Source organism: Peribacillus sp. YIM B13481, assembly GCF_042787985.1.
Lineage (GTDB): Bacteria > Bacillota > Bacilli > Bacillales > DSM-1321 > Peribacillus > Peribacillus simplex_A.
Genome location: NZ_JBHZPE010000002.1, coordinates 25543 through 42347, shown reverse-complemented (window position 1 = coordinate 42347; position 16805 = coordinate 25543). Strand labels below are relative to the sequence as shown.

At 43.5% G+C, this 16805-nt stretch carries 16 protein-coding genes and 1 pseudogene; 15 read left to right on the top strand and 2 right to left on the bottom strand.

Features of this window, described 5'->3' with window-relative positions; translation table 11 throughout:
* From ACFX4X_RS01685 to yajC, 10 genes and pseudogenes are all read left to right on the top strand, one after another.
* A pseudogene (locus tag ACFX4X_RS01685) lies at positions 1-891 on the top strand (hypothetical protein); the annotation flags it as partial.
* On the top strand, positions 881-1828 hold the full coding sequence (locus ACFX4X_RS01680) for a phosphotransferase (RefSeq protein WP_289319962.1): 948 nt from the start codon (positions 881-883) through the stop codon (positions 1826-1828). The pseudogene ACFX4X_RS01685 and the gene ACFX4X_RS01680, both read left to right, overlap by 11 nt.
* A gap of 101 nt (positions 1829-1929) precedes the next feature.
* Complete coding sequence (locus tag ACFX4X_RS01675) at positions 1930-2535, top strand: YhcN/YlaJ family sporulation lipoprotein (protein ID WP_284470112.1); 606 nt, start codon at positions 1930-1932, stop codon at positions 2533-2535.
* Positions 2536-2645: 110 nt separating this feature from the next.
* A complete protein-coding gene (locus ACFX4X_RS01670) occupies positions 2646-3146 on the top strand; it encodes an intercompartmental signaling factor BofC (protein ID WP_061464232.1) in 501 nt (166 codons plus the stop codon).
* Between the two features lie 173 nt (positions 3147-3319).
* Positions 3320-3934, top strand: coding sequence for a Holliday junction branch migration protein RuvA (gene ruvA, locus ACFX4X_RS01665; RefSeq protein ID WP_061464231.1), 615 nt, complete (start codon positions 3320-3322; stop codon positions 3932-3934).
* 11 nt (positions 3935-3945) lie between these two features.
* A complete protein-coding gene (gene ruvB / locus ACFX4X_RS01660; protein ID WP_089361645.1) occupies positions 3946-4944 on the top strand; it encodes a Holliday junction branch migration DNA helicase RuvB in 999 nt (332 codons plus the stop codon).
* Positions 4941-5147: a DUF2905 domain-containing protein gene (locus ACFX4X_RS01655; RefSeq protein WP_034308809.1), complete on the top strand. Its 207-nt coding sequence runs from the start codon at positions 4941-4943 to the stop codon at positions 5145-5147. The genes ruvB and ACFX4X_RS01655 overlap by 4 nt, the downstream gene beginning before the upstream one ends.
* Before the next feature lie 38 nt (positions 5148-5185).
* Positions 5186-6214: a tRNA preQ1(34) S-adenosylmethionine ribosyltransferase-isomerase QueA gene (gene queA, locus ACFX4X_RS01650; protein WP_377381117.1), complete on the top strand. Its 1029-nt coding sequence runs from the start codon at positions 5186-5188 to the stop codon at positions 6212-6214.
* Between the two features lie 35 nt (positions 6215-6249).
* Positions 6250-7389: a tRNA guanosine(34) transglycosylase Tgt gene (gene tgt / locus ACFX4X_RS01645; RefSeq protein ID WP_061464228.1), complete on the top strand. Its 1140-nt coding sequence runs from the start codon at positions 6250-6252 to the stop codon at positions 7387-7389.
* A gap of 41 nt (positions 7390-7430) precedes the next feature.
* On the top strand, positions 7431-7715 hold the full coding sequence (gene yajC / locus ACFX4X_RS01640) for a preprotein translocase subunit YajC (protein WP_061464227.1): 285 nt from the start codon (positions 7431-7433) through the stop codon (positions 7713-7715).
* 47 nt (positions 7716-7762) lie between these two features.
* Here the strand turns inward: yajC and ACFX4X_RS01635 are convergent, their stop codons facing one another.
* On the bottom strand, positions 7763-8134 hold the full coding sequence (locus tag ACFX4X_RS01635) for a TIGR04086 family membrane protein (protein WP_185147791.1): 372 nt from the start codon (positions 8132-8134) through the stop codon (positions 7763-7765).
* A 197-nt stretch (positions 8135-8331) separates the two neighbouring features.
* Here ACFX4X_RS01635 and ACFX4X_RS01630 point away from each other — a divergent pair, with 197 nt between their 5' ends.
* Positions 8332-8991: a DUF421 domain-containing protein gene (locus ACFX4X_RS01630; RefSeq protein ID WP_411730394.1), complete on the top strand. Its 660-nt coding sequence runs from the start codon at positions 8332-8334 to the stop codon at positions 8989-8991.
* Positions 8992-9019: 28 nt separating this feature from the next.
* Here ACFX4X_RS01630 and spoVB read toward each other — a convergent pair whose 3' ends face one another.
* Complete coding sequence (spoVB, locus tag ACFX4X_RS01625; protein ID WP_377381110.1) at positions 9020-10582, bottom strand: stage V sporulation protein B; 1563 nt, start codon at positions 10580-10582, stop codon at positions 9020-9022.
* A 167-nt stretch (positions 10583-10749) separates the two neighbouring features.
* Here spoVB and ACFX4X_RS01620 point away from each other — a divergent pair, with 167 nt between their 5' ends.
* From ACFX4X_RS01620 to ACFX4X_RS01605, 4 genes are all read left to right on the top strand, one after another.
* Positions 10750-11055, top strand: coding sequence for a post-transcriptional regulator (locus ACFX4X_RS01620; protein ID WP_061464223.1), 306 nt, complete (start codon positions 10750-10752; stop codon positions 11053-11055).
* Between the two features lie 197 nt (positions 11056-11252).
* Positions 11253-13514, top strand: coding sequence for a protein translocase subunit SecDF (gene secDF / locus ACFX4X_RS01615; RefSeq protein ID WP_377381107.1), 2262 nt, complete (start codon positions 11253-11255; stop codon positions 13512-13514).
* A gap of 144 nt (positions 13515-13658) precedes the next feature.
* Positions 13659-16034 carry a single-stranded-DNA-specific exonuclease RecJ gene (recJ, locus tag ACFX4X_RS01610; protein ID WP_377381104.1) on the top strand — a complete coding sequence of 792 codons (2376 nt, stop codon included), beginning with the start codon at positions 13659-13661 and terminating at the stop codon, positions 16032-16034.
* Positions 16025-16537, top strand: coding sequence for an adenine phosphoribosyltransferase (locus ACFX4X_RS01605; protein ID WP_284470116.1), 513 nt, complete (start codon positions 16025-16027; stop codon positions 16535-16537). Before recJ ends, ACFX4X_RS01605 begins: the two co-directional genes overlap by 10 nt.
* The last annotated feature ends 268 nt before the right edge of the window (positions 16538-16805 follow it).

Sequence of the window (16805 nt, the reverse complement as noted above, 5' to 3'; positions counted from 1 at the left end):
CATCAAGGAAGCCATCCAGGGATGATGGAAGGTCATCAAGGAAGCCATTCAGGGATGACGGGAGGCCATCAAGGAAGCCATTCAGGGATGACGGGAGGCCATCAAGGAAGCCATTCAGGTCTGATGGAAGGCCATCAAGGAAGCCATCCAGGGATGATGGGAGGCCATCCAGGAGGCCAACCAGGAATGATGGGAGGCTTCCAAGGAGGTCAACCAGGAATGATGGGAGGTCATCCAGGAGGTCAACCAGGAATGATGGGAGGCCATCCAGGAGGTCAACCAGGAATGATGGGAGGCCATCCAGGAGGCCATTCAGGAATGATGGGAGGCTTCCAAGGAGGTCAACCAGGAATGATGGGAGGCCATCCAGGAGGCCAACCAGGAATGATGGGAGGCCATCCAGGAGGTCAACCAGGAATGATGGGAGGCCATCCAGGAGGCCAACCAGGAATGATGGGAGGCCATCCAGGAGGCCAACCAGGAATGATGGGAGGCCATCCAGGAGGTCAATCAGGCATGATGGGAGGCTTCCAAGGAGGCCAACCAGGAATGATGGGAGGCTTTCAAGGAGGTCAACCAGGAATGATGGGAGGCCATCCAGGAGGTCAACCAGGAATGATGGGAGGCCAACCAGGAGGCCAACCAGGAATGATGGGAGGCCAGCCGGGAAGCCAACCAGGGATGATGGGAGGTCAAGGTGGAGGTCAGCCAGGAAGTCAGCTAGAGATGATGATGCCGGGTCAATTTGGTGGTCAGCCGGGCATGATGCGGGGGCAGCCTGAAGCTATGTTGCCTGGACAAATGGGAGGACAGCCTGGCCAATTCGGTGGCGTTCGTGCTCCTGAAACATTTGGGATACCAACATATGTAGATGAAAGCGATGACTACTAATTATCAAGGAGACAGTGTTTTTAACACTCGTCTCCTCTCTTATATAAATCGTAAGCCAAAGAAAGTCCACCATCTTCAAAGCAGTGTCTATTTAATAACTTTTGAAAAGGGTCATCCAATAATCCTTAAAGGATTCAGCAGTTTTGAAAAATGGGATCGGCAAAGAGAATTGACTTCTTTATTAAAACAAAAGGGTTTCCATCAAACGTATTATATTCATCAGAATTTAATGCCCTTTCAATTCAAAGGGAAATGGTATGGCAGTATGGACTATTTTCCGCCGAGTAAGAAAAAATTCCGATTTTCCAATCATAAGGACCGTTTAGAGGGAATTCAGTTACTGGAAAGCTTCCATGATGTTTCTGAACATCTCTCCATTAACGCGCCTGTTTTTGATCAATCAAAAAAATGGAAAGAGCGTTTATCACTATTTAAAAATAACTTTTCTTATGTTCGCCAATATGTTTCCGAAGATATTATTAAAGAATGGATTAGATGGGGGGAGTGGGCATTAGAGGGTTTTGATAAAAACCAGTCTTTATGGAGTAAGGAAAAGAAAGTCATCATTCATGGTGATTGTGCCCACCATAATTTCTTGCGGAGAGAAGACGGCACTTTAACCTTAATCGATTTTGATCTAATGGCAAGTGCTCCAAGATGCATTGATTATTTACAGTATGCAAATCGAATTTCACCTCATTTGGAAGATGCGGCCACCAAGTTGTGGGAAGTGCCGCAATTGCAAAGCTATCAGTCTGACCTGGCCTTTTTATATGCTTTAACTTATCCTACGGATATTTTCCGTGAATGGAATCGTCTTAATAAAAGTTCTTCTCAGCTTCATTCGGTCTGGAAAATGACTGTGGAAGGTTTTTCGGAGCGGATTAAGATGAATGAAAAATTGGAGAAGAAGATTTCTTCCCTAAAGAGGAAATAAAACGCGCTTTTGGCCGTAACTTACAGAGTACATTCATCGTTAGACACCCATGCTAATTATGAGCGGAATATAGCTCATTCTATTGCAATGGGAGGGTTATTTTGCAGAAAATAAAATGGACACTGCCACTTTATACGGTATTAGCCGCTGTCAGCTTGGTTGGATGTGCTAATAATGATACAGCGAAAAACGAAAATATAACGAATGAAACAGGGTACCATACAACTGAAAAAGATGTATTGGTACGAAACATCAATTATCGGAATATGGGGCAAGGCCTTTACGATAAAGATGATGCATACAGTACGCGGGATCGTAATTACCATGGCCATGAAAGTAAACCGCTTAGGGCCCGATCATCTTATTATAATTCTTATGAAGGCACGTTAGCCGACAAAGCTAATGGAATCGCAAATGGAGTGGACCCTGTTATCGATGCCAGAACAATCATCATGAAAGACGAAATGCTGGTTGCCTTGCTGCTTAATGACTACAGCCAAGCAAAAAATGTCAAAGAAAAAGTCAAGAATGAAATCGGACCGCTTTCAAATGGCCGGAACCTATACGTCACAACCGATCAAGGTGTCTATTATAGGTCGATGACACTTGATAACAATCTTCGTGATGGCGATACGAGGGAAATGGTCATTCTGGATGCCAATGACATGTTCGAGAATCTTAACATTCATCAAGATCACTTAAAATAATTACAGGGCTGACCCCGATTCCATGGTCAGCCCTTTTAGATTTTTTCTGGTTAAGAATCCTTATTTGGGTCAAACTACTTAAAAAGTAAACGCCTTAAGAGGTGAGAATATTGATTAATCAACTAAGGATCCAATTTTTCATGATACTTTTCATACTGCCATTTTGTTTAACCGTTTATGCCGAAGGACCTGTGCAGAAGGAAAATGAACCAATTGAAAGGAAAGTCATCCTTCAGCGTATGTATCTGGATGGCGAGTTAAGTGAGGAGAAATTGACAGAAACAATTTGGTCGATGGAAGACTTTTGGTCAAAATATCAAGGGTGGAAAGTAGTCGATCAAAATGAAGAACATATTGTCCTTAAGAAAATTGAAAATGACATATCTCCGCTTTTAAAAGCGAATGGTTACCTTGGGATGAGGGAAGATGGTACCTTATCCATTTTTATCGGAAGGCCTGAGCACGCCAAGATCATTCATACTTTTTACCAAATAGACGTTGGTAAACTTGAAGTATACAAGCAGGAGGAACTGCAAAAAGGGATACCGATCATGAATAAAGACCAATATAAACAGCTCATTAAAGAATATGAGCCATATTCGGTAAACTAGGATGGGATGACACCCATCCTCTTTGTTTTTCTCCAGCCGTAAACCCCAAATGCGATAAAACGGGATATCGTCCATTGGAAAAGTCTTTGCCGACTACTAAATAACTTTTAATGAACAACCCTTCTTTTTTATGATAAAATGAGAGGTACAGCAAAATCAGGGAGAGAATTAATTTGTATGATTATATAAAAGGCAAGGTCGATTATATTGGACCTGAATACATAGTTGTGGAAAATGGGGGAATCGGATATCAAGTGATGACGCCGAATCCTTTTATTTTTTCCGCCCAATACCAGAAAGAAATCCAAGTTTTTTTATATCATTATGTGCGCGAGGATATGGCTGCATTTTACGGATTTCAGACTCGGCAAGAAAAGGCATTATTCACAAAATTATTGAATGTTACCGGAATCGGACCGAAGGGTGCTCTAGCCATATTGGCATCAGGACAAGTTGATCAGGTGGTGCAGGCGATCGAAAGTGAAGATGAATCGTTTTTGGTGAAATTCCCGGGAGTCGGAAAGAAAACGGCACGGCAAATGATTCTGGATTTAAAAGGGAAACTTGAGAACATTATTCCGGATGCGTTTCCAAGCTTGTTTAACGAAGGCGTAACGGCTGCACTCAGTCCCAATGGTTATACGGAAGCGTTGGATGAGGCCATTCTTGCTTTGAAGGCTCTTGGTTATTCTGAAAAGGAAATCCAAAAGGTTGCTAAGAAGTTGCAGACGGAAGATATGACGACTGAGCAATACATTAAGAAAGCATTGCAAATGATGTTAAGATAAGGAGTGGCGCAATGGAGGAGAGAATATTCAATCAGGAAGCCGATCTGAACGAACTATCCTTTGAACAAAGCCTGCGGCCGCAAAACTTAAAGCAATATATTGGACAGGATAAAGTGAAAGCGAATTTGAGCGTATACATCGAAGCGGCAAGGATGAGGGAAGAAACGCTTGATCATGTACTTTTATATGGACCGCCCGGACTTGGGAAGACGACGCTAGCTGTCATCATCGCCAATGAAATGGGTGTCAATATCCGCACGACTTCCGGTCCCGCCATTGAGCGGCCGGGAGATCTGGCGGCCATTTTGAGTGCACTTGAGCCCGGTGATGTGTTATTCATTGATGAGATTCACCGTCTTCCTCGTGTTGTCGAAGAAGTGCTATACCCGGCTATGGAGGACTTCTGTCTGGATATTGTAGTCGGTAAGGGGCCGGAAGCCCGTTCGATCAGAATCGACCTGCCTCCGTTCACCCTCGTAGGGGCCACGACACGTGCAGGGTCACTATCTGCACCGCTCAGGGACCGTTTTGGCGTTTTAAGCCGTCTTGAATATTATACGGAAAACCATTTGGCTGATATCATCATCCGTACAGCAAGAATCATGGATACGGAAATGAATGATCAGGCAGCTGCAGAGCTTGCAAGAAGGTCAAGGGGCACCCCGAGAATTGCTAATCGGCTTTTACGGAGGGTCAGGGATTTCGCCCAGGTACGCGGTGATGGTACGATAACTGCCGAACTTGCCGATTATGCGCTTGAATTAATGCAGGTCGACCGTTTAGGACTCGATCATATTGACCATAAATTACTTAAAGGGATCATTGAAAAATTCCGTGGTGGGCCCGTGGGTCTGGAAACGATTGCCGCAACGATTGGCGAAGAGGCACATACGATCGAAGACGTGTACGAACCATATCTGTTACAAGTCGGTTTTCTTCAGCGGACTCCAAGAGGCCGGATGGCAACACAGCTGGTTTATGAGCATTTCGGAATGGAGATGCCTGAATGATGAATATACCAAAAATGGTAATGATACTGGGTGTGATTATATTCGTGATTGGTTTTGCGATGAAATATATCCATCTTGGCAGGCTGCCGGGAGATATTTTTCTGAAAAAGGGGAATACGACTTTTTACTTTCCTATCGTTACATCAATCATCGTCAGTGTGGTGTTGTCCGCCATTTTTTATTTGATCGGCCGTTTTAAATAATAATTACAGCTTGATAGACAGGTTAGGAAGTGGAACAGATGAAATTGGAAATGTTTGATTTTCATTTACCGGAGGAATTGATTGCACAAGTTCCTTTGGAGGATAGGGAAGCAAGTAGATTGATGGTGTTGGACAAAGAAACCGGAAAACTCCAGCATGATGTATTCAGCCATATCACGGAATATATCAAACCGGGAGATTGCCTGGTGTTGAATGATACGAAGGTGCTGCCGGCCCGGCTATACGGCAGTAAAGAAGAAACGGGTGCAAAGGTTGAAGTATTGCTGCTTAAGCAAGAGCATGATGATGTATGGGAAACGCTCGTGAAGCCAGCCAAACGGATTAAAGTAGGCTCGACAATCATTTTTGGCGATGGTAAACTAAGTGCCGTCTGTACAGGTGTACTTGAGCATGGCGGCCGAATCCTTGAGTTTAAATATGAAGGCATATTTTATGAAATACTAGAGAAGCTTGGCGAAATGCCTTTACCTCCATATATCAAGGAACAGCTCGACGATCAGGACCGTTATCAAACGGTATATGCGCGTGAACGGGGATCTGCAGCGGCACCTACGGCAGGCCTGCACTTTACCGAGGATTTGCTCGGGAAACTTAAAGGGATGGGTGTCCACATCGCTTTCATCACGCTACATGTTGGGCTTGGTACGTTCCGCCCTGTCAGTGTGGATGATATTGACAGCCACGAAATGCATTCAGAGTTTTATCAAATGACTGAAGGCACAGCCAGATTACTGAATGATGTGAAAGAAAAAGGCGGGAAAATCATCACGGTTGGCACTACGTCAACAAGGACATTAGAAACGATTGCGTCCCGTAATGATGGGGTTTTCAAGGAAGAGAATGGCTGGACGAGCATCTTCATTTATCCTGGTTATGAGTTCAAAGGGATCGATGCGATGATAACGAACTTCCATTTACCGAAATCTACTTTAATCATGCTTATTTCTGCACTTGCAGGCAGGGAGCATATCCTTCATGCCTATGAAACGGCCGTTGAAGAAAAATACAGGTTCTTTAGTTTTGGAGATGCAATGTTAATTAAGTAATAAAGAGTGAGAAGCTCTTGAAGGGAGTTATTGCGTTGACTGCAATACGATATGAGTTAATCAAAACATGTAAACAGACAGGAGCACGGCTAGGCCGGGTTCATACGCCGCATGGTTCTTTTGAAACGCCGGCATTCATGCCGGTTGGAACGATGGCTACTGTTAAAACGATGTCTCCAGAAGATTTGAAACAAATGGGGGCAGGCATCATCCTGAGCAATACGTACCACTTATGGCTCCGCCCGGGGCATGAAATCATCAAGGAAGCTGGCGGATTGCATAAGTTCATGAACTGGGATCGGGCGATTTTGACGGATTCAGGCGGCTTTCAAGTCTTCAGTTTGAGCGAATTCCGCAAAATTGAAGAAGAGGGCGTACATTTCAGGAACCATCTGAATGGTGATAAATTATTTTTATCCCCAGAAAAAGCGATGGAAATACAAAACGCGCTAGGCTCCGATATTATGATGGCATTCGATGAATGTCCGCCATTTCCGGCAACCGAAGAGTACATGAAGAAATCGGTTGAACGGACATCACGCTGGGCGGAACGCTGTTTGAATGCCCATGAGCGCCCAAATGACCAAGGGCTGTTCGGGATCGTTCAAGGCGGGGAGTTTGAAAACCTTCGTAAACAAAGTGCAAAAGACCTTGTCTCCCTTGATTTTCCGGGTTATGCTATTGGAGGACTATCCGTAGGGGAACCGAAGGATATCATGAACCGCGTTCTTGAGTTTACAAGTCCGCTGCTTCCAACTAACAAACCGCGTTACCTGATGGGGGTAGGTTCGCCGGACTCATTGATCGATGGTGCAATCCGCGGTGTCGATATGTTTGACTGTGTACTGCCGACGCGAATTGCGCGTAATGGTACGCTGATGACTAGCAATGGGCGGCTGGTTGTGAAAAATGCGAAATATGCACGCGATTTTGGTCCAATCGATGAAAATTGCGATTGCCATGTATGCAAGAATTATAGCCGGGCATATATCCGCCATTTGATTAAATGTGAAGAAACCTTCGGAATTCGTCTAACGACTTACCATAACCTTCATTTTCTGTTAAACTTAATGGAACAGGTCAGACAAGCTATTCGAGAAGATCGTCTTGGAGACTTTAGGGAAGAGTTTTTTGAGCAATATGGTTTCAACGAACCAAATGCGAGAAACTTCTAATTCCATAAATATTTTAATGAACGAAAGGAGTGAATTTACAAATGGGTTCTTTAACACAAATACTTCCGTTGATCTTAATGTTCGTATTGTTCTATTTCTTATTGATCCGTCCGCAGCAAAAACGCCAAAAAGCTACGCAAAGCATGCAAACTAGCTTGAAAAAAGGTGATAAAGTTGCTACTATCGGCGGCATGCACGGAACAATCGATTCGATCGATGAATTGAAAATCGTCATTAAATCACCAGACGGTACAAAACTGACTTTCGACCGTGCCTCAATCCGTGAAATTACGGAAAGTGCACCAAATAAAGAAGCAACATTATAAGACAAACGAAAACCGGGCCATGTGCCCGGTTTTTTTGCTGTGTTTTTTTAATTGGTGCGTGATTCGGAGCTCATGTTGACCCCAAGCACGCCACCCATCATGGCCGTAATGACAAAACAGCCGTAGTAGATCCATTGCTTGATGGTGAAGAGTGCATCGTGACCTAAATATTGAAAAAGGAACACGACCAACAGATAAAGCATTCCAGTACTTCCGCCTAAGAATAGTCCTTGCTTTTTCCCTTTGCCTCCTGATATGAATCCACCAATGAACAGCGATAAAAAGGACACGATCATGATCACGTATGTCAGGGATGATTCCGTCAGTGAAGTAAAACGAAGAAGGATGGAAACGATTAAACTTGCAATCATCGCTATGGCAAAGATGGAGCCTACGCCATAAATTACGGCGACACTCATTTTTTTAGTTTCGATGGGTATTCCTCCTTTTTAAAAGGCTGTTACGTTTTAGCCTGTTTATGTGTTAGTACAAGCATATTCCCGGTATGGAACCTTTAGACCAGGTTTACAGAAGCTTCCCATAAAATTAGAAAAGATTGTGGAGTAATTTTTCAGTTCCCAAGCCATCCTATGGAATGAAGGATGTGTTAAATGAAGTGGAAACCTATCTGGCTGTTATTTTTAGAACAACAGTGATCTATCTAGTCATCTGGTTCCTTTTTCGAATGATGGGTAAGCGGGAAGTAGGGGAACTTAGCGTTCTTGATTTAGTGGTATCCATCATGATAGGGGACATTGCCGTGCTATCCTTTGAAGATTTGGAAAAACCGTTTGTTCGACAGACTATCCCAATGTTTGTCCTCGCGGGCCTCCAAATGACATTGGCATTGATCTCATTGAAAAGTGTCAGGTTTCGCAATTTCATGGACGGTAAGCCGCAGATCATTATCAATCAGGGGAAAATAGATGAAAAGGCGATGCGTAAACAACGATATAATTTTGATGACTTATTGACCCAGCTTCGTGAACAAGGAATTAATGATTTAAATGTTGTTAAATTTGCCATCCTTGAAACTTCAGGGAAGCTCTCGGTGATTAAAAATACACAAGAAGAAAGGTCGGAAAGTGTAGAAACTCCCTACCCCCTTATAATCGACGGAGAGATTCAGGAGGCTAATCTCGATAAAATTGGCAAAAATCATTTTTGGCTCCGGTACCAGTTGAAAAAAATGGGAGAAACGAATATTAAAGAGATTTCGATTTGCGGATACATAGATGGCCAATTTTACATCGATAAGAATGAAACGAAGAAATGACCGAAGCCGTTAAATGCTTCGGTTCAATTTATTTCCAAGCAAACTTTGATAAAAAGCCGCCCACTACTGGAATCCTGATCAAATCCGCTTTTTTTATGCTGCCTGTCATGAGGAGGGAAAATGTGAACAGCAGGATCACGACCGTCACGGACAGCAAAAGCCGTCCGCCAAGAGGCAGTGAGGAGAGCGGGACTTTATAAAGGTAATAACCGCCCCAGCCTGAAATTAAGGCAAGGCCCAAAGCTGACATGTAGCTCCGGAAATGAAGCGTGAAAGGGACGACCTTCAGCACGGTTGAAAAGTGCAGAAAAGTAACGAGCATCGAACCGACGGCTATCCCGATTGCGGCTCCCATGATCCCGAAACTTTCTTTCGACGCCAGCAGCCAAATCACACCGATTTTAAGGATGTTCCCAGCCAGACTGTTGAACATTGCGGCTTTTGCTAGATCCAGTGCTTGAAGCATGGACTGTAGCGGGTACTGGAAATAATAAAGGATAAAAAAAGGTGCCAGGAATTTAATGAAAACAGCAGCATGGGAAGAGCCATACATGACTTGTAAAATAGGTTCGGCAAAAATGAACAGAATGACGACAGCTAAACAGCCTGTGATAAAGGTGATTTTCAGGGACTGTTGAAGCCTGTGCTCAACGAGTAGAAAGTTTCCGGTCGTACGGGCTTCGCTCACTGCTGGGACAAGTGCCGTCGCCAATGATGACGTAACGAAAGAAGGAAGCATGAGTAAGGGCAGTGCGTACCCTGTCAATTCCCCGTATTGGCTGGTGGCTGCTGCCGCGGTGACACCGGCGATTTGCAAACTCTGGGCAACCACTATCGGTTCAAAAAACCACGAAACCGAACCAATCATCCTGCTTCCGGTGGTAGGAAGGGCAATCCCCATCAATTCGGTGAACGTTCCTTTTCCTGATTTGACATTCTTGATAAATCCTTTCCGGAACTTAAAATGTTTCTTTAATTTAAAGCTAGTCAATAAGTAGATGAGTGAAACAAGTTCTCCGATAATTGAAGCGAACATCGCCCCAGCTGCAGCGTATTCGATTCCATATGGCAAAAAGGCCTTCGTCAGGACGGCTATGAATGTGATTCTTGCCACCTGTTCGATGACTTGTGAGAAAGCGAAGGGCTTCATATTTTGCTTCCCTTGGAAATAACCGCGCAGTACGGATGAAATGGCGATGATCGGTACGATAGGAGCGATTGCCATGAGTGGCCATACCGTCCGATCGTCAGTGAATAGGTATTCTGAGAGAACCGGCGCGAAAAGCAGCATGGCAGGAGTGAAAATCATTGATAGAGTAAAGGTGCAGGCCAAAGAGACGACAAGGATTTTCTTGATTTTCCGTTCATCACCTTTGGCATTGGCCTCAGCAACGAATTTGGAAATGGCGATAGGCAGGCCTAACTGGGTAATGTTCACGACGAGAAATAGGGTCGGTAAAGCCATCATATATAAACCAACGCCTTCTTCGCCGATGAAGCGGGCGATGACAATGCGGTTAATGAACCCAAGAACCCTTGTAATCAGGCTTGCGATTAATAAAATCAGCGTCCCTTTTAAAAACTTGGACATTGAACTCCCTCCCTGCCTTCTCAAAAAAGCGGTTATGCTATACAATTATCTATATGCTTGTACTTGGACAAAGCATGACAAAAGTGTTTGCGTTCTTACAAATGATCGGATTTCCTTCTAAGAAAATGCGCATTCATATGAGAATCATTTTTACTGGAGGCAAAGTGATGACGAAAAAGAATCATCCCTATCAAAGGTATTATGTAAAGGTACGTCCATTTTTGAAAAGCAAGCGTGAGGAATTCCAAATGGTTGGATTGAATGCCGTAACAGAGGAAGATATATGGGGAACCTTAACCAAAAATAAATGGAAGCGTCCGCAGGAAAACATTCACATTCACGAACTCGTAGCCGACATCGTGACTTTTTCGAGCAACCAGTTCATGACCTTCCAAATGGTTGAAGCCTATAAATCACCAAACCTTTTTGAGCCGATTTCTGAAGATGAGCTGAAGGATCTTTTGAAGGAATAAAGCAAAGATATACTTAAATTGACAGCGGTTTGTATATGACTCATAATAGATATGGTTATGCCTTTTTTGGGAAAATTATGGGAAGCTAAGTCTTTTTTCTCAAGAAGCAAAAGGGATGCATTTATTATAAATAAAAAAATGTCAGTTTTATTAAAACTTCAGGAACAGGCGTATTATAGAAAGGGGCCTACTACATAATGGTAAAAAGAAGCAGGATCGTTGCGTTTTTTCTAATCGCACTTTTGATTTTCGCAGCGATGGGATCGACTTCAAAAGGAATCCTAAAGGATATCAAGCTGGGTCTTGACCTTCAAGGTGGTTTTGAAGTGTTATATCAAGTAAAACCGCTGGCTGGGGGAAAGATTACCCCGGATGTTCTGAAAGCTACAGTGAGCTCCCTTGAGAGGCGTGTCAATGTATTAGGTGTCAATGAACCTAGCATTCAAATTGAAGGGAAGGACAGGATCCGTGTTCAATTGGCCGGAGTTAAAGACCAAAATAAAGCTCGGGAAATCCTTTCGACCCAAGCCAAATTATCCTTCCGTGATTACAACGATAAGGAAATGATGACAGGTGCTGACCTGAAAGAAGGCGGCGCGAAACAAACGTTCCAAGATAATAAACCGGTTGTTGAAGTCACATTGAAAGATGTGGATAAGTTTAAAGAAATCACTCAAAAAATTTCCACGATGCAACGTCCGACAAATGTACTCGCAATCTGGTTGGATTTCGAGAAAGGAAAAGACTCCTTTAAAGATGCGGCTTCACAGGACAATATGATATCCGCTCCAGCTGTCAGTGAAGTTTTTAATACGAAGAAGGTATATATCACCGGTCAATTTACGGTGGAAGAAGCGAAAGAGCTTGCCGCCCTTCTGGATGCAGGTGCCCTGCCTGTTGATCTAAAGGAAAAGTACTCCACATCTGTAGGTGCCCAATTTGGTGCAGGTGCACTGCATGATACTGTTTTTGCGGGAATCATCGGAATTGCACTTGTTTTCATCTTCATGCTTGTGTATTACCGCTTCCCTGGATTCATTGCAGTCGTCACTTTAAGCATATACCTTTTCTTGACGCTATTGGTGTTCGATTGGATGAATGCGGTCCTTACGCTGCCTGGTATTGCGGCATTGGTACTCGGGGTCGGGATGGCTGTCGATGCCAACATCATAACCTACGAGCGGATTAGAGATGAATTGAAACTTGGCCGTTCTGTAAAAGCAGCTTATAAAGAAGGTACGAAAAACTCACTTGCTACGATTACGGATGCGAACTTAACGACCTTGCTGGCTGCGGCTGTTCTATTCTATTATGGAACAAGCTCCGTTAAAGGGTTTGCGACCACATTGATCATTTCGATTTTAATGAGTTTCATTACAGCCGTTTATGGTACGCGTCTTTTCATGAGCCTTTGGGTGAATAGCGGGTTCCTTGACAAACGCACAACATGGTTTGGCGTGAAGAAGAAATACATTCACGATTTATCGGAGAAAATTAATTTAATGTCATTGCCAACACGCTTTGATAAAATCGATTTCGTCAAACATCGGAAAGTTTTTTATGGCATTTCAGTCGGTGTAACGATTATCGGGATCATTTTCCTGCTCGTTTTCAGATTGAATCTTGGGATTGATTTCACGAGCGGTACCCGGATTGAGGTTGCGTCCAAAGATGTCTTGACGAAACAGCAAGTCGAAACCGAAATGGTCAAGGTCGGTATTGATAAGGACGATGTCAAGGATGTCAGGCTCACTGGAAAAGAAAATAAAAATGCTGTCGTTCGAACAGTCGGTGTCCTTAATAAGCAGGAAATCGCAAAATTGAAGGACCATTTCAAGAAAGATTATGGAGCAGAACCGAATGTCAGCACCGTATCGCCGACAGTCGGAAAAGAACTCGCGAAAAATGCCATAAAAGCGTTAGCGATAGCATCACTCGGAATCATTTTGTATGTAACAGTGCGATTTGAATGGCGGATGGCTGTACCTGCCGTCGTAGCGCTTATACATGACGCATTCTTCATCATAACGATATTTAGTGTATTTCGGCTCGAAGTGGATATCACCTTCATTGCTGCGGTTCTGACGATCGTCGGTTATTCGATCAATGATACGATCGTAACCTTTGACCGTATTCGTGAAAACTTACGCTTCAGTCGTAAAGTCAAAACCGCTGAAGAGCTTGAGAATATTGTAAATATCAGTATCAGGCAAACATTGACGAGATCCATTAACACCGTACTAACTGTTCTCATTACGGTTATCGCGTTGATGATCTTCGGTAGTGAAGCTATCCGAAACTTCTCAATTGCCCTGTTTATCGGTTTAATATGCGGAGTGTATTCGTCTCTATTAATCGCGTCCCAATTCTGGCTTGATTTAAAAATCAGGGAATTGAAGAAAAAAGGACCACTGAACACCGCAAAAGAAAAGAAACAAAGTCTTGAAGGACAAGTTTAATATGTGAGAGGAGGCTGGCATGATGTCAGCCTTCTTTTTGTGAGACTAGCTTATTGAATAGGGAATTACAGCCATTTTTGAGTTTAAAATAAATTGAAACCGTTATTGTCGTTTTGTATAATAAGTAAGTTAAGGGGTGAATTCATGTTAAAACCAAAAACCCGGTGGAACTTGCGAACTGCCGATGAAAACAAAGTTGCTGTACTAGCTGAAGAGCTTCATATCACACCTTTGGTTGCAGCCCTGCTTGTGAATCGAGGCCTGGACACGATTGAAAGTGCCCGATCATTTTTATTTGTAAAAAATCAAACTTTTCATGATCCATTTTTATTGAAAGATATGGATAAAGCAGTATATAGAATAAGAGAAGCCATTCAAAATGGAGAAAAAATACGGATTTTCGGTGATTATGACGCAGATGGGGTGACATCGACCACAGTGATGATGACGGCGCTAACGAGATTGGGGGCCGATGTGGATTTTTATATCCCGAATCGGTTTACAGAGGGCTATGGTCCGAATCCGATGGCGTTCCGCCTTGCAGCTGAGCAAGGGGTGAAGGTATTAATAACCGTCGATACCGGAATTTCTGCAGTCGATGAAGCAAAACTTGCCGGCGAGCTTGGCATGGATTATATTTTGACCGACCACCATGAGCCGGGACCGGAACTGCCTGAGGCATTGGCAATCATCCATCCTAAACTTGAGGACAGTTCCTACCCATTTGAAGATCTTGCCGGAGTAGGTGTCGCTTTTAAGCTGGCACATGCTTTGCTAGGGGAATTGCCTGAGGATTTACTTGAAATAGCGGCCATCGGCACCATTGCGGATTTAGTGCCTTTACAAGGGGAAAACCGCCTCATCGCTGCGAAAGGAATCGAGCAGTTACGATTGACTGGCCGTCCGGGGCTTGTTGCCCTAATGAAAGTGGCGAATGTTCAGCAGGAAGCATTGAATGAAGAATCAATCGGTTTTGCGATGGCACCGCGGATCAATGCTGTCGGACGACTTGGAGATGCCGACCCGGCTGTGGATTTATTGATGTCTGAAAACTTGGCAGAAGCGATGGAACTTGCCAATGAAATCAATGATATTAATAAAGAGCGTCAGGCGATGGTTGCGGCAATGGCGGAAGAAGCGATTCAAGAGGTTGAGGAAAACTTCCCGCCTGAGTCCAATGGTGTTCTTATCATCGGGAGAGAAGGCTGGAACGCAGGGGTAGTGGGTATTGTAGCCTCCAAACTGGTTGAACGCTTTTACCGCCCCACGATTGTATTAAGTTATGACCGGGAAAAGGGATATGCCAAAGGTTCAGCCCGGAGCATTGCCGGTTTCGATCTTTTTGAAAGTCTTTCCACCTGCCGTGAATTACTGCCTCATTTTGGTGGACATCCGATGGCTGCTGGAATGACATTGAAAATAGAAGATGTTCAGGAGCTTAGGGACCGCATGAACTTGATTGCGAAGGAACAGCTCAGCGAAGAGGACTTCACACCAATTACCAACTTGGATGGAGCAACCACTCTAGCGGAAGTTTCCGTTCAAACGATTCAGGAAATGAGCTTGCTGGCGCCATTTGGGGTTACGAATCCAAAGCCGAAGATTTTGATAGATTCCGTACAGCTTTCAAGTGTCCGCAAAATCGGTGCCAACCAAAATCACTTGAAAGTGCAGCTTGAAGATGGTGAAAGTCATAAACTTGATGGAGTGGGCTTCGGTCTAGGTCATTTTGTGGATGAAATAGCTCCGCACGCTGAAGTCTCGGTGATTGGAGAGCTTTCCATCAATGAGTGGAATAATATGAAAAAGCCCCAGATCTTTGTCCAGGATGTCTCTGTAAACCATTGGCAGTTATTCGATTACCGCGGTAAGGGTCAGGCAGAGAAGTGGCTTGCCGACATTCCGGCACAAAACCGGAAGATCGTCATTTTCTCGGAAGATATCTATAGTAGATATCCATTTTTACAAAACCATTCCGATCTCGTTCATATCAAGAATGGACAGGATGCAGATCAGCTCGACTGCTTCGAAGGCCATGTGGTATTTATGGACATGCCGCCGTTAAGGGAATATTTGAAACGGGTGATTGCCAATAAGAATCCATCGCGTATCTACGCTCACCTTTCCCATGAACAGGACCATTTCTTAAGTACGATGCCAACAAGGGACCATTTTAAATGGTTTTATGCCTTCCTCGCCAAAAAGGGCCCGCTCGATGTGAAAAGATATGGTGATGACCTTGCCAAGTACCGCGGGTGGTCAAGAGATACCGTGGATTTCATTTCTAAGGTGTTTTTTGAGCTTGATTTTGTTACAATAGAGAATGGGTTAATCATGCTCACAACCAATGCGAAAAAACGCGATCTCAGTGAATCTGAATCGTATATAAGAAAGAAAGAGCAATTTGAGCTTGAACAAGAGCTTGTTTATTCTTCCTATCAGCAATTATTCGATTGGTTCAATCATTATTTAGTTCATGAGGCAACAGACCTTGAGGAGGAAACAAAGCAATGGATTTAAAGCAATATGTAACAATTGTACAAGACTGGCCGAAACCGGGTATTGTCTTCAAAGATATTACAACATTAATGGATAACGGCGCAGCTTATAAATACGCAACAGACCAAATCGTCGAGTACGCTCGCGATAAAAATATCGATTTAGTGGTCGGACCGGAAGCACGCGGATTCATTATCGGATGTCCAGTCGCATACTCATTGGAAGTGGGCTTTGCACCAGTGAGAAAAGAAGGGAAACTTCCGCGTGAAACGATAAAAGTCGAATATGGTTTAGAATACGGCAAGGATGTTTTGACTATCCATAAAGATGCCATTAAACCGGGACAGCGTATCCTGATTACGGACGATTTACTTGCAACTGGCGGTACAATCGAAGCGACGATCAAATTGGTTGAAGAGCTTGGCGGAATTGTTGCCGGGATTGCATTCCTTATTGAATTGACGGACTTGGATGGCAAAGATAAATTAGACGGCTATGATGTCTTGACATTAATGAGCTTTTAATAAAGAAGAGCACTCTGACCAGGGTGCTCTTTCTGTTTTACCCGATTTAAATGGATTTTGTCGAATTTCCAGTGAAAAAATGCAGTATTCTTTATAAAATACACTTTTACTCTTTACATCCTTGCCTTTTTTTTCGATAATAGTAATAATAAAGAGTTTTTCTGCTAATAAGTTTATTTGCACTTGCATCCGTGTTAAGCGGATTTATTTTTTTTCGCAAAAATTGTCACGTTTTGCAGAATAAAGGGAAGTGCTACCAATCATACTC

Coding starts and splice junctions, on each gene's coding strand:
- secDF (WP_377381107.1), top strand. CDS start 11,253: ATGGTAAAAAGAAGCAGGATCGTTGCGTTTTTTCTAATCGCACTTTTG.
- ACFX4X_RS01655 (WP_034308809.1), top strand. CDS start 4,941: ATGATGAATATACCAAAAATGGTAATGATACTGGGTGTGATTATATTC.
- ACFX4X_RS01605 (WP_284470116.1), top strand. CDS start 16,025: ATGGATTTAAAGCAATATGTAACAATTGTACAAGACTGGCCGAAACCG.
- ACFX4X_RS01620 (WP_061464223.1), top strand. CDS start 10,750: ATGACGAAAAAGAATCATCCCTATCAAAGGTATTATGTAAAGGTACGT.
- ruvB (WP_089361645.1), top strand. CDS start 3,946: ATGGAGGAGAGAATATTCAATCAGGAAGCCGATCTGAACGAACTATCC.
- queA (WP_377381117.1), top strand. CDS start 5,186: ATGAAATTGGAAATGTTTGATTTTCATTTACCGGAGGAATTGATTGCA.
- ACFX4X_RS01680 (WP_289319962.1), top strand. CDS start 881: ATGACTACTAATTATCAAGGAGACAGTGTTTTTAACACTCGTCTCCTC.
- recJ (WP_377381104.1), top strand. CDS start 13,659: ATGTTAAAACCAAAAACCCGGTGGAACTTGCGAACTGCCGATGAAAAC.
- ACFX4X_RS01635 (WP_185147791.1), bottom strand. CDS start 8,134: ATGAGTGTCGCCGTAATTTATGGCGTAGGCTCCATCTTTGCCATAGCG.
- yajC (WP_061464227.1), top strand. CDS start 7,431: ATGGGTTCTTTAACACAAATACTTCCGTTGATCTTAATGTTCGTATTG.
- spoVB (WP_377381110.1), bottom strand. CDS start 10,582: ATGTCCAAGTTTTTAAAAGGGACGCTGATTTTATTAATCGCAAGCCTG.